Source organism: Achromobacter ruhlandii (genome assembly GCF_902859695.1).
Classification (GTDB): domain Bacteria; phylum Pseudomonadota; class Gammaproteobacteria; order Burkholderiales; family Burkholderiaceae_B; genus Achromobacter; species Achromobacter ruhlandii.
In genome coordinates this window covers 350,633-372,942 of record NZ_CADIJL010000003.1, presented here as the reverse complement: position 1 = coordinate 372,942, position 22,310 = coordinate 350,633, and the positions used below count along the sequence as shown (strand labels likewise).

Below are 22,310 nucleotides of genomic sequence, written 5' to 3'. Positions count from 1 at the left end.
TCTGTAACGGGCCCGACAATAAGTAGCTCCATATGACCCTGAAGAACATCTGCGTTTATTGCGGCTCCAATCCCGGCGCGCGCCCCGAATACCTGGAACAGGCCCGCGTGCTGGCCCGTGAACTGGTCAAGCGCGACCTCGGCCTGGTCTATGGCGGCTCGGTCGTTGGCATCATGGGCGTCATCGCCAACGAGGTGCTGGCCGGCGGCGGCCGCGTGATCGGCGTGATCCCGGAACTGCTGCAGAAAAAGGAACAGGCCCATCGCGGCCTGACCGAACTGCACCTGGTGCAGAACATGCACGAGCGCAAGGCCATGATGATGGAAAAGGCCGACGGCTTCATCGCGCTGCCAGGCGGCGCCGGCACCCTCGAGGAATTCTTCGAGGTCTGGACCTGGGCCCAGCTCAGCATGCACAGCAAACCCTGCGGCCTGCTCAATATCGCCGGCTACTACGATGCGCTGATGCAGTTCGTCGACCACGCCGTCGAGGAAGCCTTCATGCGCCCCCAGCACCGCGACATGCTGGTGGTGGAAAGCGATCCCGCCACGTTGCTGGACCGCTACGCCATCTATGAGCCGCCCAACGTCTCCAAGTGGTTCGAGCCGGTCAAGCCCGAGCATCGCGCCCCCTAACCGCCCCCAAGGAAAGCCCGCAATGTCCACCGGTTCGTCGTTTCCCGCCAGCACCGAGTCCGTATTGCGCGATTACTTTCACGCCAAGGACGAAAACCGCCCGCATTACATGGCGCGCGCCTTCGCGCCGCAGGCCGTCCTGAAGATGGCGCTGCGCACGCAGGCCATCGCGTTTCCGCCCGAGTCACACGGTCTGGCCGCGATCACCGACACGCTGGTGCGCAAGTTCGGCCAGACCTACGAAAACGTCTACACCTTCTACCTGGCGCGGCCCGAGGCAGATGCGCATCTGTCTGATTATTCCTGTGACTGGATCGTCGGCATGACCGAAAAGGCCACGGGCAACGTGCGCGTGGGCTGCGGCCGGTACGCTTGGACCTTCCAGCCGGAACCGTATCGCGCCACCCAGCTGACCATCACCATCGAGACCATGGTGACGCTGCCGCCCTCGGACGCCGACGCCGTCTTCGGCTGGTTGCTGGCGCTGGATTACCCCTGGACCAACGCGCGGCGCGTGGTCGCCGGCGCCCCGCCGCTTGAAGACCTGGCGCCGGTGGTGCAGTATCTGCTTCACCCCTTGTAGCCCGGCATCGGATTGTTTACTTGAAATACGACATAGCAGCTTTCGACTTCGACGGAACCCTGGCGGACACCATGCCCTGGTTCAACTCCATCCTGAACACGGTGGCCGACAAGTACGGCTTTCGCAAGATCGATGCCGCCGAGCGCGATCAACTGCGCCATCGCGACGCCGGCGAGATCCTCAAATTCCTCGGCATTCCGCTGTGGAAGCTGCCCGCGATCATGGCGCACGTGCGCACGCTGATGCAGGAAATCGATCCCAGCGTGCACCTGTTCGACGGCATTCCCGACGCGCTGGCCCGCTTGAAGGCCGCCGGCATGCGGCTGGCGGTGGTCAGCTCGAACTCCCTTGAAAACGTGCAACGCGTGCTGGGGCCCGACACCACGGCCCTGTTCGATGACTACGAATGCGGCACCGACCTGTTCGGCAAGGCCGCCAAGATCGACCGGCTGCTGCAGCGCCACGGCACCCCGCCCGAGCGCTTCGTGCTGGTGGGCGATGAAATGCGCGACATCGACGCGGCCCGCAAGGCCGGCGTGCGCGTGAGCTCGGTGGCCTGGGGCTACAACCACGTGGATGCGCTGCGCGAGCGCGGCCCCGACGAACTGATCCTGCAGGTCGCCGACCTGCCCGCCGCGCTCGCCTGAGCGGCCCCATCAAGGAAGCGAGATGGCACGCAATGTCGAGATCAAGGCGCGCGTCGCCAGTCTGGCCGCCCTGGAACCCCTGGCGGCGGCGTTGTCGGGCGCCGCGCCCGTGAGCATCGCCCAGGACGACACCTTCTTCGCCTGCGCTAGCGGCCGCCTCAAGCTGCGCGACTTCGGCGACGGCTCGGGTGAACTGATCTTCTACCGCCGCGCCGACGCTACCGGGCCCAAGGAGAGCTTCTACGTCATCTCGCCGACCGCATCGCCCGACACCTTGCGCGAAGCGCTGGCGCTGGCCCACGGCGTGATTGGCCGCGTGCGCAAGCAGCGCCTGCTATTCATGGCGGGGCGCACCCGCATCCATCTGGACAGGGTCGAGGGGCTGGGGGAATTCCTGGAACTGGAAGTGGTGCTGCGCGACGGCGAAAGCGTCGACGCCGGCATGGCCGAAGCCCACGAACTGCTGGCCAGCCTGCAAGTCGCGCCCGATCAGCTGCTTTCGGGCGCCTACCTGGACCTGCTGGCCCAACGCCCCTGAGAACGGGCCGGCCGCCATCACGGCGGGGCCCGTTGCCGCGACGCGGCGGCAGCCGACCTCAGGCCGGCTGCCAGCCCCGCACGAACACGTCCACCGGCTGGCGCTTGCCACCAGCTTTCTGCAACTCCAGCAAGCGCAGCGCGCCGTCGCCGGTAGCGATGTCGATGCCTTCGGCATCCGCGCGCAGCACGCTGCCCGGCGCCGCCGCGGCTGGCTGCGGCAAGGCCTGCGCGCGCCACACCTTCACGGGATCGACCAGCCCGGGCAGACGGATGCTGGCGCCCGGCACCGGATTGAAGGCGCGCACACGGCGCGCCAGCAGTTCGGCCGGCTGGCTGCAGTCGAGCGCGGCCTCGGCCTTGTCCAGCTTGGCGGCGTAGGTCACGCCGTCCTGCGGTTGGGGGGTCGGCGCCAGGCCGCCCTGGGCCAACGCGGCCAGGGCCGCCACGATAGCCTCGCCGCCGGCCTGCGCCAGCGCATCGTGCAATTGCGCGGCATTGGTATCGGCGCCGATCGGCACGATGCGTTCCAGCAGCATGTCGCCGGTGTCCAGGCCCGCATCCATCTGCATGATGGTGACCCCGGTACGCGCATCGCCCGCCTCGATGGCGCGCTGGATCGGCGCGGCGCCGCGCCAGCGCGGCAGCAGGCTCGCATGGATGTTCAGGCAACCCAGCCGCGGCAGGTCGAGCACCCACTGCGGCAGGATCAGGCCATAGGCGGCCACCACCATGACATCGGGCGCCACACGTTCGAGCAGGGCCCGCGCCTCGGCGGCTTCATCGGGATACCGGCCGTCCAGCCGCAGGCTGCGCGGCTGGGCCACCTGGATACCGGCGTCCAGCGCCGCCTGCTTGACCGGGCTGGGCGTCAACTTGAGCCCGCGTCCGGCCGGACGGTCGGGCTGGGTCATGACCAGGGGAATGTCGTGCCCCGCCGCCCGCAGGGCGTCGAAGGCAATACGGGCGAATTCCGGCGTGCCGGCAAAGACTAGGCGCATGGGGTCGGACCGGGAGAAAGGAAACGGGCTCAGGCGCGCAGCGCTTCGCGCTCGGCCTTTTTCAGCTTGGTCTTGATGCGATTCTGCTTCAGGTTGGACAGGTATTCGACGAACACCTTGCCTTCCAGATGGTCGAGCTCGTGCTGCACGCACACGGCCAGCAGGCCGTCGGCGTCGAACTCGAAGGGCTTGCCATCGATGTCCAGCGCCTTGCAGCGGATGCGCGAGGCGCGCTCGACTTCGTCGTAGATGCCGGGAACCGACAGGCAGCCTTCCTCGTAGATCTTGTAATCGTCGCTGCGCCAGGTGATCTCGGGATTGATCAGCACCAGCAGTTGGTTGCTTTCTTCGGACACGTCGATGACGACCACGCGCTCGTGCACGTCGACCTGCGTCGCGGCCAGGCCCACGCCCGGCGCGTCGTACATGGTTTCGGCCATGTCGCGCACCAGTTGGCGGATGCGGTCATCGACCTCGGCGACCGGCTTGGCCTTTTTGTGCAAGCGCGGATCCGGGTAGCGAAGAATAGGAAGTAAAGCCATTGAAAAGGGATCGTCGGTAATTGGTGTCTGACCAACAGTTTAATTCATTAGATTCTTGATTTCTAATAGTTTTCGGCTAAGCCAGGGATTATCGGCGGCCGTCCCGGCCCCGATTTTGGCCGCTGCCGGCCGGGACGATTCGATCCGCTCCGCGCGGCCGCGCCCGGTCGCCGTGCGACACTCTCGGACGTCCGGCACGCCCACGCGCGCCCCGCCCCATGCTTTTGCCGCGCCGGCCCGCCCGGCGCCCCTTGCCCATGCCGCTCACCCACACCGCCGCTGAATTGTCCGCCTGGCTGCGCCTGTCCCTGGAACCGGGCATCGGTTCCGCCACCGCCTGCACGCTCCTGGGCGCCCTGGGGCTGCCCGAACAGATCTACGCCCAGTGCGCCACCGCCCTGGCGCGCCAACTGCCGGAGCCGCTGGCACGCCAGCTGGCCGCGCCCATGCCGGCCGACATGGCGGCCCAGGTCGACAGCGCCCTGCAATGGGTCGAGGCGCCCGGCCACCACATCCTGACGCTGTCCGACCCGGAGTACCCGCAAAGCCTGCTCACCATTGCCGACCCGCCCATCCTGCTCTATGTGAACGGCGATCCGGCCTATCTGCAAGGCCCCGCTCTGGCGGTGGTGGGCGCGCGCAATGCCACGCCCGGCGGCCAGGAAAACGCCCGCGCCTTCGCTCGCCACCTGGCCGCCAACGGCTGGCGCGTGGTCAGCGGACTGGCGCTGGGCATCGACGCCGCGGCCCACGAAGGCGCCCTGGACGCCGGCCCCGACGGCGCCGGCACCGTCGCCGTGATGGGCACCGGCATCGACCGCATCTATCCGGCCCGGCACCGCGACCTGGCTCACCGCATCGCCGCGCGCGGCGCGCTGGTGTCGGAACTGCCGCTGGGCACCGGCGCCCTGCCGCACCACTTTCCCAAGCGCAACCGCATCGTGGCCGGGCTGGCGCGCGGCGTGCTGGTGGTCGAGGCGGCCAGGCAGAGCGGATCGTTGATCACCGCGCGGCTGGCCGGTGAAAGCGGGCGCGAGGTATTCGCCATTCCCGGCTCGATCCATTCGCCACTGTCGCGAGGCTGCCATGCGCTGATCCGCCAGGGCGCCAAGCTGGTGGAAACCGCCGCCGACATCACCGACGAACTCGGCGGCGCGCCGCAGCCGGGGACCCGTCGATCGGCCGCCCCGGCCGAAGAGGCGGCGCCGGACCATCCGGTACTCGAAGCCCTGGGGTTCGACCCTCTGCATCTGGACGCGCTGCAGGCGCGCTGCGGCCTGGACACCGCCACGCTGCAAGCGCAATTGCTCGAACTCGAACTGGCCGCGCGCGTCGCGCGCCTGGACGATGGCCGTTTCCAGCGCCTGAAATAACGGCGCCGCCCAAGGCCAGATGGCGCCATGACCGGCGCACGAACGCCCGCTAGGCGGGCCGCGCCCGGGGCCGGATGCGATGGCGCTAATATTGTCCCTGGCACCGGGCCGCCACCGCGGCCGCCCCCGATACCGATACAGGAAGAGACATGGCATTGCCCACACGCGTCAAGATCGTCGAGGTTTCGCCCCGCGACGGCCTGCAGAATGAAAAGGAATTCGTGCCCACCGACATCAAGGTGGAACTGATCGACCGCCTCGCGGCCGCCGGCTTTCCCAACGTCGAGGCGGCCTCGTTCGTGTCGCCCAAATGGGTGCCGCAGATGGCCGATGGCGCCGACGTCATGGCGCGTATCCAGCGCCGGCCGGGCACGATCTACTCGGTGCTGACGCCCAACATGAAGGGCTTCGAGGGGGCGCTGGCGGCCCGCGCGGACGAGATCGTCATCTTCGGCGCGGCCAGCGAGGCCTTCTCGCAGAAAAACATCAATTGCTCGATCGCCGAATCCATCGCGCGCTTCGAACCCGTGGTGCAGGCCGCCCGCGAGGCCGGCATCCGCGTGCGCGGCAGCATCAGCTGCGCGCTGGGCTGTCCCTACCAGGGCGAAGTGCCGATCGAATCCGTGGTGGACGTGGCCCAGCGCTATCTGGCCATGCAGGTCGACGAGATCGACGTGGCCGACACCATCGGCGTGGGCACGCCGCGGCGCGTGCGCGACGTGATGGCCGCGGTCACCCGCGTGGTGGACCCGGCGCGCGTCTCGGGCCATTTCCATGACACCTACGGCCAGGCGCTGGCCAACATCCTGGCGTCGCTGGAAACCGGCATCTCGATCTTCCACGCCTCGGTGGCCGGCCTGGGCGGCTGCCCCTACGCCAAGGGCGCGACCGGCAACGTCGCCACGGAAGACGTGCTGTACATGCTGCGCGGCCTGGACATCGATACCGGCGTGGATTTCGACGCGGTGGTCGATATCGGCCAATGGATGTCGGCCAACCTGAACCGCAAGGGTTCCAGCCGTGCCGGCAATGCGATTGCCGCCAAGCGGGCCGCCTGAAGCGAAAACCCGTAGAATGGCTGCGCGCGTTTCGCGTGAGCGTCGGGGCCACCCGGCGCACGTCTTCTCGCAACGCTATCGGAATTCCGCAGCCGCATGACTTGCCCCGCCCAGCCGCCCTCGCCCGAGGAACACGCCGCCCTGCTGCGCGCCATCGGCCCGCTGCCCCTGTCCGGGCAGGCCTGGCCCGATTGGGTGCGCATTCTCACCTGGGTCATCCTGGCCGTGCTGGGCGTGCAGGTGGTCACCACCGCCATCCGCGCCCCGGGACAGGCGCTGGACGGCATGATGGCCATCGTGGTGGGCCTGTGCTTCATCGGCCTGCTGTTCGTGTCCTGGCACATGCAGACATCCATCACCACCATCGACGAACGCGGCCTGCGCCAGACCTGGTTCGCGCGCCGCGAGGTCGCCTGGGAAGACGTGCGCGAAGTCCGCTTCGTGCCGATGATCTTTTCCAAGCGGCTGGTGGTGTTCACGCACCGCGGCCGACCGGTGATTTTCCAGGGCGGCACGCGCGAACTGCGCGCGGCGTTCACCCGGATCGCGCAGGTGTACCGGCGCCGCTGACGCGCCGCGCAACGCGCCGCAGGCGCCACCTCCCCTCAAAGAAAAACCGATGCCGCGGCATCGGTTTTTCTTTGACCGAAACCGGCGCGCGGGCCGGTCCAAGCCACGCTCAGCGAATCGGCAGCGCGTACATCAGGCCGCCCTGCGTCCATTGCGCATTCAGGCCGCGCTTGATCTTCAGCGGACTGCCCTGGCCGACGTTGCGCTCGAAGCTCTCGCCGTAGTTGCCGACCTGCTTGACGATGTTGTAGGCCCACTTCTCGTCCAGCCCCAGGTTGGCGCCGCCGCCGGGCGTCACGCCCAGGATGCGCTTGATGTTGGGGTTGTTGCTCTTGACCTGCTCGTCGACGTTCTGGGAAGTCACGCCGTATTCCTCGGCCTCGATCATGGCCGACAGCGACCACCGCACGATGTTCAGCCAGGCATCATCGCCCTGGCGCACGAACGGGCCCAGCGGCTCCTTCGAGATGATCTCGGGCAGCACCACGTAGTCATCGGGGTTCTGCAGCTTGGAGATGCGGATCGAGGCCAGGCCCGAGGCGTCGGTGGAGAACACGTCGCAGCGGCCCGCGGCAAAGGCGTTGACCACTTCGTTGAAGGTCTCGATCACCACCGGCTTGTAGGTGACGTTGTTGGCGCGCGCCCAGTCGGCCAGCGTGTTCTCGTTGGAGGTGCCGGTCTGCAGGCAGATCGTGGCGCCGTTGATTTCCTTGGCGCTCTTGACGCCAAGCGACTTGGGCACCAGGAAGCCCTGACCGTCGTAGAAGTTGATGCCGGCGTGGATGATGCCCAGCGCCGTATCGCGCTGCTGCGTCACGGTGGTATTGCGGGTCAGCACGTCGACTTCGCCGGACTGCAGCGCGGTAAAGCGCTGCTGCGAGTTCAGCGGCACCACCTTGATCTTGTTGGCATCGCCGAACACGGCCGCGGCGATCGCGCGGCACAGGTCCACGTCCAGGCCCTGCCACTTGCCCTGTGCGTCGGGCGCGGAAAAGCCGGCGAAGCCCGTGGTGGTGCCGCAGGCGACCGCCCCGCGCTGGCGCACGACGTCCAGCGTGGCCGCCTGCGCCCCTTGTGCCACGGCGAACAACAACGCCGCGCCTGCCAACCCTTTTGCAATGTTCATGACTTGTTTTCCTGTGGTTCCAGGACGCGCGAGCGCCCCATTGAAGCGGGGCCCGCAAGCGCGCCGAGGCGAGAAGCTTATCGGCATGAAGCGCCCGCGCCAAATAACAAGCGCTTATTTGGGTATATCACGCCGCGAGCGAAATAGACACCGGCAGGTTGGCCTCGCAGGCGTCCAGGGCGCGGCTCAGGCGCTCCATGCCCTGCGCGATCTGGCTTTCGTTCATGGTGGCGAACGACATGCGCATGGCGTGCAGGTCGGCCTGCGCCGGGTCGGCGTAGAACGCCTTGCCCGGCACGTAGACCACTTCGTGCTCGATGGCATAGGGCAGCAGGCGGGTGGCGTCGACCTCGCCGGTCAGGCGGGCCCAGAAGAACATGCCGCCTTCGGGCTTGCTGAAGGTGATGCGGCCGTCCAGCTCGCGCGCCAGGGCCGTGGCCATGGCGTCGCAGCGCTGGCCGTAGGCGGCGCGGATGCGCGGCACGTGTTCTTCGTAGCGGCCGTTGGCCAGGTACTGTGCCACCACTTCCTGGATCCAGGCGGACGAAGCCATGTCGTCGGCAGCTTTGGCGCCGACGCAGCGGCGGCGGATCTCGGCCGGCGCCACCAGCCAGCCGATGCGCAGGGCCGGCGCCATGGTCTTGGACATGCTGGCCAGGTACACGGCCCAGTTGCGCGCCTCGCCTTCGGCCAGCGCCATGATGGGCGGCACCGCTTCGCCGGCGAAGCGCAGTTCGCTGTAGGGGTCGTCTTCGACGATCAGGAAGCGATGCTTGACCGCCAGTTCCAGCAGGCGCAGGCGGCGCTGGCGTGACAGGGTGGCGCCGCAGGGGTTGGAAAACGACGCCACCACGCACACGACCTTGGGCTTGACGCGGGTGGCCAGCTCGTCGAGCGCGTCGATGTCGATGCCATCCGGGCCCGACGACACGGTGTGCACGGTGGCGCCGGTGTAGCGCAGCGCCTGCACGGAATTGGGGAAGGCGGGCGATTCGATGATGGCGTGGTCGCCCGGTTGCAGCATCACCCGGCTCAACAGCGCCAGCGCCTGTTGCGAGCCGCCCGTGACGGCCAGTTCCGTATCCGCGTTGCATTGCAGCCCGCGCGCCGCCGAAAGCCGCGCCAGCTCATGGCGCAGGCTGGCCTGGCCATCGATGTTCGAGTACTGCAGGCAGGCGCCCAGACGCGCCAGCACCTGCGTCGAGGCGATCGACAGACCATCCACGTCGAACAGCTCCTGCGCGGGGTAGCCGCCCGCCAGCGAGATCGTGCCGGGACGCAGCGCGTAGGGCATGAGCGATCGGATCGGCGAAGCGGGGGGATTCAGGAAGGGCGTGGCAAATGCGTACTCGGGCGCGGCGCTGGACATGGCGAAGGGAAACGGCGAAAGGGAGGAGGGAATCGCGCGGTCCGCGAGGACCGCGCCGGCGGGTTTAGAACATTGAAATCTAAACAAATATCCTGAAATTCTAAGCCTGCGATTCGGACAGGGTCAACGAAGATAGCGTGGCGCGCGGCCCGGTGTGGCGAAACGGTGCGCGCGCGTCCTACACTATGGGACATTCCGTTCCCAAGAGAACCGCATGACCGATGTAGACACCATGGCCGCCCGCCTGGCCGGGATCCGACAACGCATTGCACAGGCCTGCCAGCGCGCCGGCCGCGCGCCGGACAGCGTGACCCTGCTGCCCGTCAGCAAGACCTTCGAGGTCGACGCCATCCGCGAGGCCATGGCGCTGGGCCTGACCCGCTTCGGCGAGAACAAAACCCAGGAATTGCGCCAGAAGGCCGCCGCCCTGGCCGGCCAGGGCCTGCACTGGGTACTGATCGGGCACCTGCAGACCAACAAGGCCAAGGACGCCGCGCGCGACGCCGCCGAGCTGCAATCGCTGGACCGCCTGGACCTGGCCGAAGCACTGCACCGCCGCCTGCTCAACGAGGGCCGGACCCTCGACGTGCTGGTCCAGGTGAAAACCTCGACCGAACCCAGCAAGTACGGCATGGCGCCAGACCAGGTGGCGGGCTTCCTGCGCCGCATCGTGGCGGACTTCCCCACGCTGCGCGTGCAGGGCCTGATGACGATGGCCGTGAACTCGCCCGAACCGCAGGAAGTTCGCGCCTGCTTCCGCGCCCTGCGCGAACTGCGCGACCAGTTGCGCCAAGCGGACATTGCCGGCGTGTCGCTGGAGCGGCTGTCGATGGGCATGAGCGGCGACTTCGAACTGGCGATCGAGGAAGGCTCGACCGAAGTGCGCATCGGCACCGCCCTCTTCGGCGCCCGCAGCTACCCGGATCCGCAATAAGCCGCTGAATCGGGGCCTCGAAACACACGCATATTGCCGCCGGCCCGGGGCATAATACCCTCGCAAAAAAACGAGGAGACTCCCCATGCACAAGCACGCCCGGCGCCTGTTGGCGCTTGCCGCCCTGTCGCTGGCCGCCACCGCGGCCTCGGCCCAATCCTGGCCCACCCAACCCATTCGCTGGATCGTGCCCTACCCGGCCGGCGGCGGCGCCGACGTGGTCGCGCGCACCGTGGCCAGCGGCATCGAAAAACCGCTGGGCCAGACCATCGTGGTCGAGAACCGCCCCGGCGCGGCCACCATCATCGGCGCCACCGCGATCTCGCAGGCCGACCCCTCCGGCTACGTCATCGGCACGGCCGACTCCGGCACCCTGGCGTACAACCCGACGCTGTACGCCAAGCTGGCCTACGATCCGTCCAAGTTCACCTACGTCGGCGGCATCGCCAAGTTCCCGCTGCTGCTGGCGGTGAACGTCAATTCGCCCTACAAGACGGTCAACGACGTGATCCAGGCCGCCAAGAAGGAGCCCGGCAAGCTGACCGCCGCCTCCGCTGGCGCCGGTTCTCCGCATCACCTGGCGCTGGAATTGTTCAAGCAGCGCACCGGCGCCAACCTGCTGCACGTGCCCTACAAGGGCGCGGCGCCCGCCATCCAGGACCTGCTGGGCGGACAGGTGGACGTGATGTTCATCGACCTGGCCGCCGGCCTGCCCAACGTCAAGGCCGGCAAGCTGCGCGTGCTGGCCGCGGCCACGCCCGAGCGCGTTGCCGTGCTGCCGGACGCGCCCACCATGGCTGAACAGGGCGTGCCCGACTTCACCGCCTACGCCTGGCAGGGCCTGGTCGCCCCCGCCGGTCTGCCGGAACCGGTGGTCAAGAAGCTGTCCGCCGAACTCGATGCCGCGCTCAAATCGCCGGCCGTGTCGCAGAAGATGCTGGACATGGGCGTCATCCCGATGCCGATGTCGGCGCAGGACTTCAAGGCCTATGCCGACCAGGAACGCGCCACTTGGGCCGAGGTGATCAAGAAGGCCAACATCAAGCTCGAATGAGCCCGCCCCGCCCATGAAAAACGCGGCCCCACGGGGCCGCGTTTTTCTTTGGTGCTCCTGGCGCTGCCGGCAACGGCCCGCTGGCCGGTCGCTCGCGCGGCAGCCTGACCGCCAGGCGCAGGGACTCCACGCATTGCCGGCCCTGCTCGATGGCCTGGCCGAACGCCTCCGACATGATGTCGCCATGGCTGAACCAGCTGACCTTGCGGACGCTGCGGTAGCGATACTGGTAGCCCGAGTCGGCAGGCTTGCCATCCAGGTCGACGTCGATCCAGGGCGAGCGCACCTGGCAATGCAGCGCCCGCGCATCGACCTGGCCGCCCGCCAGCGTCACCTCGTACGACGATATCTCCGGCGTGCCGAGGTAGATATCCGCCAGCTGGCCAGTCTGGCGATAGCGGGCGAAGGATTCCCAATCATCGCCCAGGTGCGACTGCGCGTGCACATACTGCCCGCCGACGCGTTCCAACGCCCGCAGGTCCACCAGCGTGGCGTCGATGCGATAGACGGCCGGCACCACGAAGTCACTGGCGGCGCGTTGCAGCCGGCAATCGCGGTTCTCGGCGGCGAAGCTGCGGCATAGCGCCTGGTCCATCGCCGTGGCGCCGTTCTGCAGGTCGCCCACGCTGACTTCCGCCGCCACCATCCGCCCGACCTCGACCGACGCGCGCACCTGTGCTTGCCCGCCTTTGCCGAATTGCTCGTTGCGTGTCACCACGACGCCCGCCGCCGGCGCTTCCAGCGCGATGTCCTCGCGCCGCATATGGCCTTGATCGTCCATGACAAACGCCCAGCGCTGCTGGATGTCGGGCATGGTGAAACCCGGCACGAACACCGGGTTGGTGGGATCCAGCCACCAGGTCGCGCCCTGCACTTGGGCACGCACGATGGCATGGTTGGGCGCCGCCAGTCCCGGCAGCAGGAGGTCGGGCGCCATGGTGCCGCGCGTCACCAGCGCGGGTTCGGCGTCGATGCCGGCCGCGCGCAACATGGCCACCAGCAACACCGCCAGATCCTTGCAGTCGCCATAGCCGCGGCGCTCGATCTCGTCCAGCGCGAACGGGATCTGGCCGCGCTCGCTACTGCGCCAGTCGCCCAGGTAGCGATAGTGTTCGTGCAGATGGCGCATCAGGCCGGCCACGGCCTTGGGCGCGGGCTGGCCGCGCTGCGCCGCGACCGCGGCGGCGGCGTTCGGTGGCAAGGCGGCCGCCAGGATCTCGTTGTAGCGCCTGGCGAACGGGCCGAAATAGTCCTGCAGCGCGTCGGAACTGCCGATCTCCAGGCGCGGCGACTGCCGCAGATAACCCTGGTCCGACTCATTGACGTAAGCGTAGTAGTAGGGCGTGGCCTTCAGCTCCACCGTGATGTGCCTGGCATCGGGCGTCGCCTCGACGCGATAGGCGTCCATGGACCGGCCCCGCCACACCATCGGGCGGTCGGCGCTGAACTCGGCCCGGAAACGCTCCTGCCGCACGGCGCGCGGTTGCAGGTCCAGCACGTAGTGGAACTGCGTGGCCGACGGAATGCCGGCGAAGCGTTCGCGCAGGGTATAGACGATGGTGCTGCCTACCCGCAGGTTGGGAAAGGCCAGCGAGGTCTGCTTCTCCCGCAGGAACCCCTGGTCCGGATTGGGCGCCATGCGGGTATCGATCTGCGCGGCGGTCAGCGGCACGGGCTTTTCGCCCGGTTGGATCAGTTCGGCGCGCTCGACCTTGAGCGTATCGTTCTCGGCGTAGCTGCGGTCGATGCGCGAGACCAGGTCGCGCCCGGCCAGCGTCAGGATGGTATAGCGGTAAGTGCTGACGCACTCGGTGCTGTTGTCCTGATCGAAGTGGCAGTGGAATTCGGTTTCACCGGAAAGGGGCGCCTCGGCAATCGGTTGGCGCGCGGCATGAGCCGGCAGGCTGGCCGTGGCTGCCAGGACGGCGGCCAGGATGGGGGCACGGGGGAAAACAGGCATGGAAAATGCGTCGCCTTAATCTACAACTGAGACGCAATGCTATTTGCAATAAAATAGCAACACAAGCTTTCCATTGCTACGGGAGGCCACAGCAGTCCACCCAAAGCAAAACGCCCGGCGTCACCGCCGGGCGTTGCGTCCTGACGCCACAACGGCGGCGCTTACACCAGCACGCGCTCGATGCCGCCCGCGTTGGCGCGGCGCACGTAGTCTTCCATCCAGCCTTCGCCGAGAATGTGGCGCGCCATCTCGACCACGATGTAGTCGGCATCCATGCCGGTGTCGCCCTGGTAGCGCGACAGCCCCTGCAGGCACGACGGGCACGAGGTCAGCACCTTGACGTCACCCGTGAAGCCATCGCTGCGCAGCGCGGCATCGCCCTTGAGCAGCTCTTCCTGTTTGCGAAAGCGCACCTGGGTCGAGATGTCCGGCCGGCTGACGGCGAGCGTGCCCGACTCGCCACAGCAGCGGTCGCTCTTGACCGCGCCGTCGCCCACCAGAGAACGCACGGTCTTCATCGGATCCTGCAGCTTCATCGGCGTGTGGCAGGGATCGTGATACATGTAGCGCACGCCCTTGGCGCCTTCCAGCTTGATGCCCTTTTCCAGCAGGTATTCGTGGATGTCGATCAGGCGGCAGCCCGGGAAGATCTTCTCGAACTCGTAGCCGGCCAGTTGGTCGTAGCAGGTGCCGCAGCTGACCACCACGGTCTTGATGTCCAGGTAGTTCAGCGTGTTGGCAACGCGGTGGAACAGCACCCGGTTGTCGGTGATGATCTGCTCGGCCTTGTCGGTCATGCCGTTGCCGCGCTGCGGATAACCGCAGCACAGGTAGCCCGGCGGCAGGACGGTCTGCACGCCGGCATGCCACAGCATCGCCTGCGTGGCCAGGCCGACCTGCGAGAACAGGCGCTCCGACCCGCAGCCCGGGAAGTAGAACACCGCTTCCGTGTCGGCCGTGGTGGCCTTGGGATCGCGGATGATCGGCACGTAGTTCGCGTCCTCGATATCGAGCAGCTTGCGCGCGGCCTGCTTGGGCAGCCCGCCCGGCATCTTCTTGTTAACGAAGTGCACCACCTGCTCGCGCAGCGGCGGCTTGCCCACGGTCGCCGGCGGCGCCGAGGTCTGCTTCTTCACCAGGCCCGACAGCAGATCGTGCGCGGCGCGCTGCACCTTGTAGCCCACGCCCACCATCGCCTTGCGGGTGGCATTGATGGTGGCCGGATCCTTGGCGTTCAGGAAGAACATGGCGCTGGCCGTGCCCGGATTGAACGACTTGCGGCCCATGCGCCGCAGCACGGCGCGCATGTTCATCGACACGTCGCCGAAGTCGATGTCGACCGGACAGGGGTTGTAGCACTTGTGGCAGACGGTGCAGTGGTCGGCCACGTCCTCGAATTCTTCCCAGTGCTTCAGGCTGACGCCGCGGCGGGTCTGCTCTTCGTACAGGAAGGCCTCGACCAGCAGCGAGGTCGCCAGGATCTTGTTGCGCGGCGAATACAGCAGGTTGGCGCGCGGCACGTGGGTGGCGCACACCGGCTTGCACTTGCCGCAGCGCAGGCAGTCCTTGATCGAATCCGAGATGGCGCCGATGTCGCTCTGCTGCATGATCAGCGACTCGTGGCCCATCAGGTTGAAGCTGGGCGTCCAGGCGTGGCGCAGGTCGGCGCCCGGCATCAGCTTGCCGGCGTTGAAGTGGCCATTGGGGTCGACGCGGCGCTTGTAGTCCTGGAACGGCGCCAGCTCGGCTTCCGTCAGGAACTCATACTTGGTCAGGCCGATGCCATGCTCGCCCGAGATCACGCCGTCCAGGTCGCGCGCGATCTGCATGATGCGCTCGACGGCCTGGTGGGCCTCCTGCAGCATGCCGTAGTCGTCCGAGTTGACCGGGATATTGGTGTGGACGTTACCGTCGCCAGCGTGCATGTGCAACGCCACGAACACGCGGCTCTTGAGCACGCGGCCGTGGATCGCCACCAGTTCGTCCAGGATCGGCTTGCGCGCCGCGCCCGAGAACGCGGCCTGCAGGCCGGCCAGCACCTCGGTCTTCCACGACACGCGAATGGTGCGGTCCTGCACCACATCGAACACGCGCGCCTGCGGCTGCGCCGCCAGGCGCTCGGTCAGCGTGGCGTGCAGATGCGACATGCCCAGGCCGTCCAGCTGCGGCATGGCGTCGGCCAACGGCAGGTCCAGATTGTCCAGCAGCCACTGCCAACGCTGGCGCGCGGCGGCCAGCAGCTCGATGGCCTGGCGCGTGCGCTCGGCCAGCACCTCGGCGCGGGTCTCGTCGTCGGCGGCGTCTTCCGCCTTGCCGACCGGCAGCGGCGTACAGAGATAGTCGTCCAGCGCGTCCAGCAGGCGCAGCTTGTTGCGCGTCGACAGCTCGATGTTGATGCGCTCGATATGGTCGGTGTACTCGCCCATGCGCGGCAGCGGGATCACCACGTCTTCGTTGATCTTGAAGGCGTTGGTGTGGCGCGCGATCGCGGCGGTGCGCGAACGGTCGAGCCAGAACTTCTTGCGGGCCTCGGCGCTCACCGCCACGAAGCCTTCGCCGTGGCGGGTGTTGGCCAGGCGCACCACTTCGCTGGCGGCCGCGGCCACGGCGTCCTCGTCGTCGCCGACGATATCGCCGATCAGCACCATCTTGGGCAGCGAACCGCGCTTGCTCTTGGTGGCGTAGCCGACCGCGCGCAGATAGCGCTCGTCCAGATGCTCCAGGCCGGCCAGGATGGCGCCGCGGGCGCGGCCCTCGCCGTCCAGGTAGCCCTTGACCTCGACGATCGACGGAATCGCGTCGCGCGCCTGGCCGAAGAATTCCATGCAGACCGTGCGCGTATGCTTGGGCATGCGGTGCAGGACCCAGCGCGCCGACGTGATCAGGCCGTCGCAGCCTTCCTTCTGGATGCCCGGCAGGCCGGCCAGGAATTTGTCGGTGACGTCCTTGCCCAGGCCTTCCTTGCGGAACACGCGGCCGGCGATTTCCAGGGTCTCGGTCTTGAGCAGGCGCTCGCCCGGCTTGCCACGGCCGTCGAACCACTTGAGTTCGAAGCGGGCCACCTCCACGTCATGGATCTTGCCCATGTTGTGGTCCAGGCGCGTCACTTCGAGCCAGTTGCCGTCCGGATCGACCATGCGCCACCAGGCCAGGTTGTCGAGCGCGGTGCCCCACAGCACGGCCTTCTTGCCGCCGGCGTTCATGGCGATGTTGCCGCCCACGCACGAGGCCTCGGCCGAGGTCGGGTCCACGGCGAACACGAAGCCGGCCGCCTCGGCCGCTTCCGACACCCGCTTGGTCACCACGCCGGCGCCGGCATGGATGACGGCCACGGGCTCGGTGAGCCCGGGCAGGATACAGGACTCGACCTTGCCCAGCTTGTCGAATTTCTCGGTATTGATGACGGCCGACTTCCAGGTCAGCGGAATCGCGCCGCCGGTATAGCCGGTGCCGCCGCCACGCGGCACGATGGTCAGGCCCAGCTCGATACAGGCGGTGACCAGCGCGGCGATCTCGTCTTCCGAGTCCGGCGTCAGCACCACGAACGGGTATTCCACGCGCCAGTCGGTGGCGTCGGTCACGTGCGACACGCGCGACAGGCCGTCGAACTTGATGTTGTCGCGCGCGGTGATGCGGCCCAGCACCTTCTGCGCCTGCTTGCGCAGCATGGCGGTCTGGTCGAACTCGCCCTCGAAGGCGGCGATGGCCGAACGCGCCCGGCCCAGCAGGCCCAGCACCTTTTCGTCGCGATGCGGATCGTGGCCGGCCTCGGCCGGCGCGCCGGGTTCGCGGCGGCGGTCGATCTCGCCCAGCCGATGGTGCAGTGCGTCGATCAGCTGCTTGCGACGCTTGGGGTTGTCCAGCAGGTCGTCCTGCAGGTACGGATTGCGGCGCACCACCCAGATGTCGCCCAGCACCTCGTACAGCATGCGGGCGGAGCGCCCGGTGCGGCGTTCGCCGCGCAGGTCGGTCAACAGGCTCCAGGCGTCATCGCCCAGCAGCCGGCCGACGATCTCGCGATCGGAGAACGACGTGTAGTTGTAGGGAATTTCGCGCAGTCGCGCGGGTGCTGTGGGCGGCGTCGCCCCGTTCAAGATGTGGCTGGCGAGTGGGGCGTTCATGGCGGCAAGAGGGGGCCCTTAAAAAATTATTTTATGCCATTGGCCGGAACCGCCCCCGAATACCCCCTGGGAAGCGTCCAGAAACGGGACAATGGCATGTTTATGCGTCCCCAATTAAGCGGGGCGTCAGCACCTAGACCTGCCCGGGGAACAGCCACAGCAGGCTCGCCGTCATGGCCAGGTAGCGCAGGAACTTGCCGATGGCCATATAGGCCACGCAGGGCCAGAACGGCAGCCGCAGCCAGCCGGCCACGGCGCACAGCGGATCGCCCACGGCCGGCAGCCAGGACAGCAGCAGCGCCGGCGGCCCCATGCGGTGTATCCAGTCATGGGCGCGCTCGTGCCAGCGCCCGCGCATGCGGGATTGGGCCGGCGCATGGGGGTGACGCTCCTTCCAGCGCTCGACGGCCTTTTCCGCGCCCAGGCCCATGGCGTAACTGATGGCGCCGCCGATGGTGTTGCCGGCGGTCGCCACCAGGATGGCGGGCCAGAACATGTCGGGCGACAGCTTGATATAGCCGAACACCGCCGGCTCCGAGCCAAGCGGCAGCAACGTGGCCGAGATCAGCGACACGGCGAAGATGGCGGACAGGCCCACCGACGGCAGGGCCAACAGGTTCAGCAGCCAGTGGATGGCGGAGAGCAGGCTTTCTTCCATGATGGCGACGAGTGTAGCCGCGCACGGCCCCCGCGCCTGTCCGGTCCATGGCGAAAGCGCCGGAAAACCGTCGGGCATCGCGGCTTTCCCTGCAATAATCGCGCTCACGCCCCGGCGTGCGCGGCCGTCTCCGCGCGCCGACCTTTTTTCGCCCCTACCCACGCGCAGTCCATGTCCACCGATTATCTGAAACGCATCCTGACCTCCAAGGTCTACGACGTCGCGGTCGAATCGCCGCTCGAATCCGCGCCGCTGTTGTCGCAGCGCATGGCGAACACGATCCTGCTCAAGCGCGAGGACACGCAGGCCGTATTCAGCTTCAAGCTGCGCGGGGCGTACAACAAGATGGCCAACCTGACGCCGGCGGCGCGCAACCGCGGCGTGATCGCGGCCTCGGCCGGCAACCACGCCCAGGGCGTGGCGCTGGCCGCCTCCCGGCTCGGCTGCCGCGCGGTCATCGTCATGCCCACCACCAGCCCGCAGGTCAAGATCGACGCGGTGCGCCGCCTGGGCGGCGAAGTGGTGCTGGCCGGCGAAAGCTTCTCCGACGCCTATGCCCACGCGCAAACGCTGGAAAAGAAAGAGAAATTGACCTTCGTGCACCCGTTCGACGATCCCGACGTGATCGCCGGCCAGGGCACGGTCGGCATGGAGATCCTGCGCCAGCACCCCGGCCCGATCGACGCCATCTTCGTGGCCATCGGCGGCGGCGGCCTGATCGCCGGCGTGGCCGCCTACATCAAGCAGCTGCGCCCCGAGATCAAGATCATCGGCGTGCAGACCGAAGATTCCGACGCCATGCTGCGCAGCGTGCGTGCCGGCCGCCGCGTGCAGTTGAACGACGTCGGGTTGTTCTCCGACGGCACGGCCGTCAAGCTGGTGGGCGCAGAGACCTTCAAGCTCACGCGCAAGTACGTCGACGATTTCGTGGTGGTGGACACCGATTCCATCTGCGCCGCCATCAAGGACGTGTTCCAGGACACGCGCAGCGTGCTGGAGCCCGCCGGCGCCATGGCCGTGGCCGGCGCCAAGCAATACGCCGCCGAACACAAGCTCAAGGACAAGACGCTGGTCGCCATCGCCTGCGGCGCCAACATGAACTTCGACCGCCTGCGCTTCGTGGCCGAACGCGCCGAGGTCGGCGAAATGCGCGAGGCGGTCTTCGCCGTCACCATGCCGGAACAGCGCGGCAGCTTCCGCCGCTTCTGCGAACTGGTCGGCGAACGCAGCGTGACCGAGTTCAACTACCGCATTTCCGATTCGGACCGCGCCCACGTGTTCGTCGGCCTGCAGGTGTCCTCGCCGGCCGAACCCGCGAAGATCGCCAATCACTTCCGCCGCCACGGCTTCGACACGCTCGACCTGACTCACGACGAAATGGCCAAGACCCACTTGCGCCACATGGTCGGCGGCCGGTCCGCGCAGGCGCGCGACGAGCTGCTCTACCGCTTCGAGTTCCCGGAACGCCCGGGCGCGCTGATGCGTTTCCTGAACGCCATGAACCCGGAATGGAACATCAGCCTGTTCCACTATCGCAACCAGGGCGCCGACTACGGCCGCATCCTGATCGGCATCCAGGTGCCGCCGGCCGATAAAAAGCAGTTCCGCAACTTCGTGGCCGACCTCGGCTACCCCCACTGGAACGAGACCGACAACCCGGCCTACAAGCTGTTCCTGTAAGCCTCGAAAAAGCAGGCGCCCAAAAACGAGAGGGCCTCCACATGGAGGCCCTTCCCTTCTCTGCTCAGGACTCGCCCGGCCGCAACCTGAAGGGGGGGGTTCGCTGTCACTCGGCGGCTCACGGAGATGTGCCGCGCATTCAGCAAGGTGCGGTCGGGCCGATACCCTCGCTTAGAAACGGTGACGCAGACCCACCGCGAACGCGGTGTCGCGCGCATCGTGCTGGAACGCGTAGTTGTCGCCGTAGGAGGCGTACGCGTACAGGTTGGTGCGCTTGGTGAAGTCGTACGTGTAGCCCAGGCTGTAGACGTTGAACGTCGCGTCGTCGCCGGTCAGCTTGTTGTTGTTCGGCGTGGCGCGCTGCCAGGAACCGAAGATGGCGTGGCGGCCCAGGGGCACGGTGGCGCCGATCATGTAGGAGTTGGCGCGGAAGCCGTCAGCCAGCTTGAACGAGCCCAGCTTCTGCATGCCGTCCGGCGTCGTGCCCATGTTCTGGCCGATGAACCAGCCGTCGCGGGTCTGGCTGAACGCCGCCGCCAGCTTCACCACTTCGAAGTCGTAGGTGCCGCCGATGATGTATTCCTGGACGCGCGAGCTGGACTTGCCGCCGATGCTGTCATTGGACGGATTGAAGCGGTCGTAGGCCGCGGCCAGGTTCAGCGGACCGTTCAGGTATTGGGCGCCCACGGTCAGGACACGGTTGTTGTTGCCCGTGGCGAAGCCGGTCTGGTGCTTTTCCTTGACGCCGTCTTCGACGGTGTCATCGGCGCTGAACGAGTAGCCCACGCCCACCTTGAAACCGTCCATGCTGGGGGTCTGGTACAGCACCATGTTGTCCAGGCGCATGGTGTTGGCGCTGCTGAACGTGGTGCCCAGGTTGGCGGTGTTGTAGCTGATCGAGAACGGGTCGATCGAGCCGAAGTACTTCGAAGCCAGGTTGGTCTGGCGGCCGAACTCGAGGCGGCCCCACGAATCGCTGTCCAGGCCGACGGTGGCCTGGCGGCCCCAGAGGCGGCCGTTCTGCAGCGATTGGCCGTTCATCGGGCCAAAGCCGCCTTCCAGGTTGAACACGGCGCGCAGGCCGTCGCCCAGGTCTTCCGAGCCGCGCAGGCCGAAGCGCGAACCGCTGCTCACGCCCTGCACGCCGGCGATGCGGCTTTGCGAATGACCGTTGAATTTCACTTGTTCGTAACCGACACCGGCATCGATCAGGCCGTACAGCGTCACGGAGTCGGCGGCTTGCGCGGCACCGGCGAAGCCGGTCAGCAACGCGACGGCCAATAGCGTCTTCTTCATAAAAGTCCCCAAAATGGCGAGATAAAGGCATGGACGCATCCGCGCGGCGAAACCCGCCGTGGTCTGCGTGCCGCTGCGAAAAAAAGCGAGCGGCGTCTGCACTGAATCTAGTTTCGGCTCAGGAACAATTTGAAGTAATCCGGATTTCGAAGAACAACTTTCCATGGGTGGGATAATGCCTGCCACCCGCGCTGCCGAGATGCCCGCGAAGGCGCCTTAACGCCTTGATATCAAATGTGAATCCTTGCTCGCAATTGGCGCGTCACGACTTCCGGGGCGCCACCGTTTTCGGCTGTCGAGCGACATCACATGTTGAACTGGCCGCACAGTTTTGCGGCATATACGCCACAGCGCGCGCGTCCTGCCGCCTGCGTCCCGAGACGAAAAACCCCTTGGCGAGCAAGGGGTTTCGTGGGGACCGTGCTCCAGCGATCAACGGCCCTTGGGCGGATAGTCCAGTTCGCCGAAGGTGTATTCGCCGCGGGCTTTGGCCTGGGCGAGTTCTTCACGCACCTGCTCGCGAGTCTTGCCGACCGTTTGCGGCGCCGCGGCGCGCGGCGGGTAGTCCAGTTCGCCGCTGGTGACCTGGCCTGCCACCTTGGCGCTTTGCAGCTCCTGCCGCACCTGCTCGCGCGTCATGGTGCCTTGCTGCGCGATGGCGGGCGGATAGTCCTGTTCGCCGAACGTGACCTGGCCGGCAGCCTTGGCGGCCTGGTATTCCTGCTGGACCTGTTCGCGGGTCTTGCCATCGGCATGGGCGGCGGACATGCCCGCCAGCGTTGCGGTAACCATGAGTGCGGTAGCTAGGGCTTTCATTGTGATGACTCCATCCTAAACCTGGCACACCGTCCGCTGCCAGGGCGGCAGCGGCAATGTGACAATTCGATTGCTTGGGGTGAAGTATCTGGCGATCAGCTCCTAGTAAAAACCCTTATTTTGGTGAACATATTTGCATGGACGGGACAATTGCAAAGCGTATCCGTCAAAGCTGCGCATCAATTGCGCAATCCACCGGGCCACTCCGCTGCCGCCGGCGCACCTCGGCATTCAGCTGCGCGCCAGCCAGGCCGTGGAACATGCGTTCACCACGTGGCACGGGATTGCCTTGTCCTCGCTAAATAGACATTTCCACTGTCGGGACAATAATTCCACTTATCATATGAACC

18 protein-coding genes and 1 pseudogene are annotated in these 22,310 nt (G+C 67.1%); 10 read left to right on the top strand and 9 right to left on the bottom strand.

The genetic code is table 11. The features are described from left to right. Positions 1–32 precede the first annotated feature (32 nt). From HV742_RS06115 to HV742_RS06100, 4 genes are read left to right on the top strand one after another with little or no spacing between them, the layout of a single operon-like run. Positions 33–635: an LOG family protein gene (locus HV742_RS06115; protein ID WP_049076806.1), complete on the top strand. Its 603-nt coding sequence runs from the start codon at positions 33–35 to the stop codon at positions 633–635. A 22-nt stretch (positions 636–657) separates the two neighbouring features. Continuing rightward, complete coding sequence (locus HV742_RS06110) at positions 658–1,218, top strand: hypothetical protein (protein ID WP_100505054.1); 561 nt, start codon at positions 658–660, stop codon at positions 1,216–1,218. 20 nt (positions 1,219–1,238) lie between these two features. After that, positions 1,239–1,865 carry an HAD hydrolase-like protein gene (locus tag HV742_RS06105; protein ID WP_100505053.1) on the top strand — a complete coding sequence of 209 codons (627 nt, stop codon included), beginning with the start codon at positions 1,239–1,241 and terminating at the stop codon, positions 1,863–1,865. A 22-nt stretch (positions 1,866–1,887) separates the two neighbouring features. Beyond that, a complete protein-coding gene (locus HV742_RS06100) occupies positions 1,888–2,403 on the top strand; it encodes a class IV adenylate cyclase (protein ID WP_054417863.1) in 516 nt (171 codons plus the stop codon). 58 nt (positions 2,404–2,461) lie between these two features. Here HV742_RS06100 and fmt read toward each other — a convergent pair whose 3' ends face one another. Further along, on the bottom strand, positions 2,462–3,403 hold the full coding sequence (gene fmt / locus HV742_RS06095; protein ID WP_175144679.1) for a methionyl-tRNA formyltransferase: 942 nt from the start codon (positions 3,401–3,403) through the stop codon (positions 2,462–2,464). A gap of 29 nt (positions 3,404–3,432) precedes the next feature. Then, the gene (def, locus tag HV742_RS06090) at positions 3,433–3,945 is read right to left on the bottom strand and encodes a peptide deformylase (RefSeq protein WP_006389914.1); all 513 of its coding nucleotides are present in this window, start codon (positions 3,943–3,945) and stop codon (positions 3,433–3,435) included. A 257-nt stretch (positions 3,946–4,202) separates the two neighbouring features. On the opposite strand from def, the gene dprA reads away from it, so the two are divergent. From dprA to HV742_RS06075, 3 genes are all read left to right on the top strand, one after another. Continuing rightward, the gene (gene dprA / locus HV742_RS06085; RefSeq protein ID WP_175144678.1) at positions 4,203–5,318 is read left to right on the top strand and encodes a DNA-processing protein DprA; all 1,116 of its coding nucleotides are present in this window, start codon (positions 4,203–4,205) and stop codon (positions 5,316–5,318) included. A gap of 149 nt (positions 5,319–5,467) precedes the next feature. Further along, on the top strand, positions 5,468–6,376 hold the full coding sequence (locus HV742_RS06080) for a hydroxymethylglutaryl-CoA lyase (protein ID WP_049076821.1): 909 nt from the start codon (positions 5,468–5,470) through the stop codon (positions 6,374–6,376). 96 nt (positions 6,377–6,472) lie between these two features. Next, positions 6,473–6,946 carry a hypothetical protein gene (locus HV742_RS06075; RefSeq protein WP_175144677.1) on the top strand — a complete coding sequence of 158 codons (474 nt, stop codon included), beginning with the start codon at positions 6,473–6,475 and terminating at the stop codon, positions 6,944–6,946. A gap of 109 nt (positions 6,947–7,055) precedes the next feature. Here the strand turns inward: HV742_RS06075 and HV742_RS06070 are convergent, their stop codons facing one another. Together HV742_RS06070 and HV742_RS06065 are read right to left on the bottom strand one after the other, a co-directional pair. Then, a complete protein-coding gene (locus HV742_RS06070) occupies positions 7,056–8,072 on the bottom strand; it encodes an amino acid ABC transporter substrate-binding protein (protein ID WP_175144676.1) in 1,017 nt (338 codons plus the stop codon). Positions 8,073–8,199: 127 nt separating this feature from the next. Then, positions 8,200–9,441: an aminotransferase-like domain-containing protein gene (locus HV742_RS06065; protein WP_100507629.1), complete on the bottom strand. Its 1,242-nt coding sequence runs from the start codon at positions 9,439–9,441 to the stop codon at positions 8,200–8,202. A 214-nt stretch (positions 9,442–9,655) separates the two neighbouring features. Between HV742_RS06065 and HV742_RS06060 the strand changes: the two genes are divergently transcribed. Both HV742_RS06060 and HV742_RS06055 read left to right on the top strand, forming a co-directional pair. Beyond that, positions 9,656–10,375, top strand: coding sequence for a YggS family pyridoxal phosphate-dependent enzyme (locus HV742_RS06060; protein WP_175144675.1), 720 nt, complete (start codon positions 9,656–9,658; stop codon positions 10,373–10,375). Between the two features lie 85 nt (positions 10,376–10,460). Further along, positions 10,461–11,429 carry a Bug family tripartite tricarboxylate transporter substrate binding protein gene (locus tag HV742_RS06055; RefSeq protein ID WP_175144674.1) on the top strand — a complete coding sequence of 323 codons (969 nt, stop codon included), beginning with the start codon at positions 10,461–10,463 and terminating at the stop codon, positions 11,427–11,429. Here the strand turns inward: HV742_RS06055 and HV742_RS06050 are convergent. From HV742_RS06050 to HV742_RS06040, 3 genes are all read right to left on the bottom strand, one after another. Further along, positions 11,416–13,389, bottom strand: coding sequence for a DUF3857 domain-containing transglutaminase family protein (locus HV742_RS06050; protein WP_254600982.1), 1,974 nt, complete (start codon positions 13,387–13,389; stop codon positions 11,416–11,418). The genes HV742_RS06055 and HV742_RS06050 overlap by 14 nt on opposite strands. 161 nt (positions 13,390–13,550) lie before the next feature. Then, the gene (locus HV742_RS06045) at positions 13,551–17,510 is read right to left on the bottom strand and encodes a DUF3683 domain-containing protein (protein ID WP_063581670.1); all 3,960 of its coding nucleotides are present in this window, start codon (positions 17,508–17,510) and stop codon (positions 13,551–13,553) included. Between the two features lie 133 nt (positions 17,511–17,643). Further along, positions 17,644–18,168, bottom strand: a complete 525-nt coding sequence (locus HV742_RS06040; RefSeq protein ID WP_049076839.1) for a YqaA family protein — start codon at positions 18,166–18,168, stop codon at positions 17,644–17,646. A 108-nt stretch (positions 18,169–18,276) separates the two neighbouring features. Between HV742_RS06040 and ilvA the strand changes: the two are divergent. Next, positions 18,277–19,848 (top strand): annotated as a pseudogene (ilvA, locus tag HV742_RS06035) (threonine ammonia-lyase, biosynthetic); the annotation flags it as partial. A 171-nt stretch (positions 19,849–20,019) separates the two neighbouring features. Here the strand turns inward: ilvA and HV742_RS06030 are convergent. Next, complete coding sequence (locus HV742_RS06030) at positions 20,020–21,144, bottom strand: porin (RefSeq protein WP_175144673.1); 1,125 nt, start codon at positions 21,142–21,144, stop codon at positions 20,020–20,022. A 432-nt stretch (positions 21,145–21,576) separates the two neighbouring features. After that, positions 21,577–21,960: a DUF4148 domain-containing protein gene (locus HV742_RS06025; RefSeq protein WP_049076847.1), complete on the bottom strand. Its 384-nt coding sequence runs from the start codon at positions 21,958–21,960 to the stop codon at positions 21,577–21,579. Positions 21,961–22,310 lie beyond the last annotated feature (350 nt).

What these genes read in the sequence shown, in the direction of transcription:
- HV742_RS06115 (WP_049076806.1), top strand. Translation starts at nt 33, where the DNA reads ATGACCCTGAAGAACATCTGCGTTTATTGCGGCTCCAATCCCGGCGCG.
- HV742_RS06110 (WP_100505054.1), top strand. Translation starts at nt 658, where the DNA reads ATGTCCACCGGTTCGTCGTTTCCCGCCAGCACCGAGTCCGTATTGCGC.
- HV742_RS06100 (WP_054417863.1), top strand. Translation starts at nt 1,888, where the DNA reads ATGGCACGCAATGTCGAGATCAAGGCGCGCGTCGCCAGTCTGGCCGCC.
- fmt (WP_175144679.1), bottom strand. Translation starts at nt 3,403, where the DNA reads ATGCGCCTAGTCTTTGCCGGCACGCCGGAATTCGCCCGTATTGCCTTC.
- def (WP_006389914.1), bottom strand. Translation starts at nt 3,945, where the DNA reads ATGGCTTTACTTCCTATTCTTCGCTACCCGGATCCGCGCTTGCACAAA.
- dprA (WP_175144678.1), top strand. Translation starts at nt 4,203, where the DNA reads ATGCCGCTCACCCACACCGCCGCTGAATTGTCCGCCTGGCTGCGCCTG.
- HV742_RS06080 (WP_049076821.1), top strand. Translation starts at nt 5,468, where the DNA reads ATGGCATTGCCCACACGCGTCAAGATCGTCGAGGTTTCGCCCCGCGAC.
- HV742_RS06075 (WP_175144677.1), top strand. Translation starts at nt 6,473, where the DNA reads ATGACTTGCCCCGCCCAGCCGCCCTCGCCCGAGGAACACGCCGCCCTG.
- HV742_RS06070 (WP_175144676.1), bottom strand. Translation starts at nt 8,072, where the DNA reads ATGAACATTGCAAAAGGGTTGGCAGGCGCGGCGTTGTTGTTCGCCGTG.
- HV742_RS06065 (WP_100507629.1), bottom strand. Translation starts at nt 9,441, where the DNA reads ATGTCCAGCGCCGCGCCCGAGTACGCATTTGCCACGCCCTTCCTGAAT.
- HV742_RS06060 (WP_175144675.1), top strand. Translation starts at nt 9,656, where the DNA reads ATGACCGATGTAGACACCATGGCCGCCCGCCTGGCCGGGATCCGACAA.
- HV742_RS06055 (WP_175144674.1), top strand. Translation starts at nt 10,461, where the DNA reads ATGCACAAGCACGCCCGGCGCCTGTTGGCGCTTGCCGCCCTGTCGCTG.
- HV742_RS06050 (WP_254600982.1), bottom strand. Translation starts at nt 13,389, where the DNA reads ATGCCTGTTTTCCCCCGTGCCCCCATCCTGGCCGCCGTCCTGGCAGCC.
- HV742_RS06045 (WP_063581670.1), bottom strand. Translation starts at nt 17,510, where the DNA reads ATGAACGCCCCACTCGCCAGCCACATCTTGAACGGGGCGACGCCGCCC.
- HV742_RS06040 (WP_049076839.1), bottom strand. Translation starts at nt 18,168, where the DNA reads ATGGAAGAAAGCCTGCTCTCCGCCATCCACTGGCTGCTGAACCTGTTG.
- HV742_RS06030 (WP_175144673.1), bottom strand. Translation starts at nt 21,144, where the DNA reads ATGAAGAAGACGCTATTGGCCGTCGCGTTGCTGACCGGCTTCGCCGGT.
- HV742_RS06025 (WP_049076847.1), bottom strand. Translation starts at nt 21,960, where the DNA reads ATGAAAGCCCTAGCTACCGCACTCATGGTTACCGCAACGCTGGCGGGC.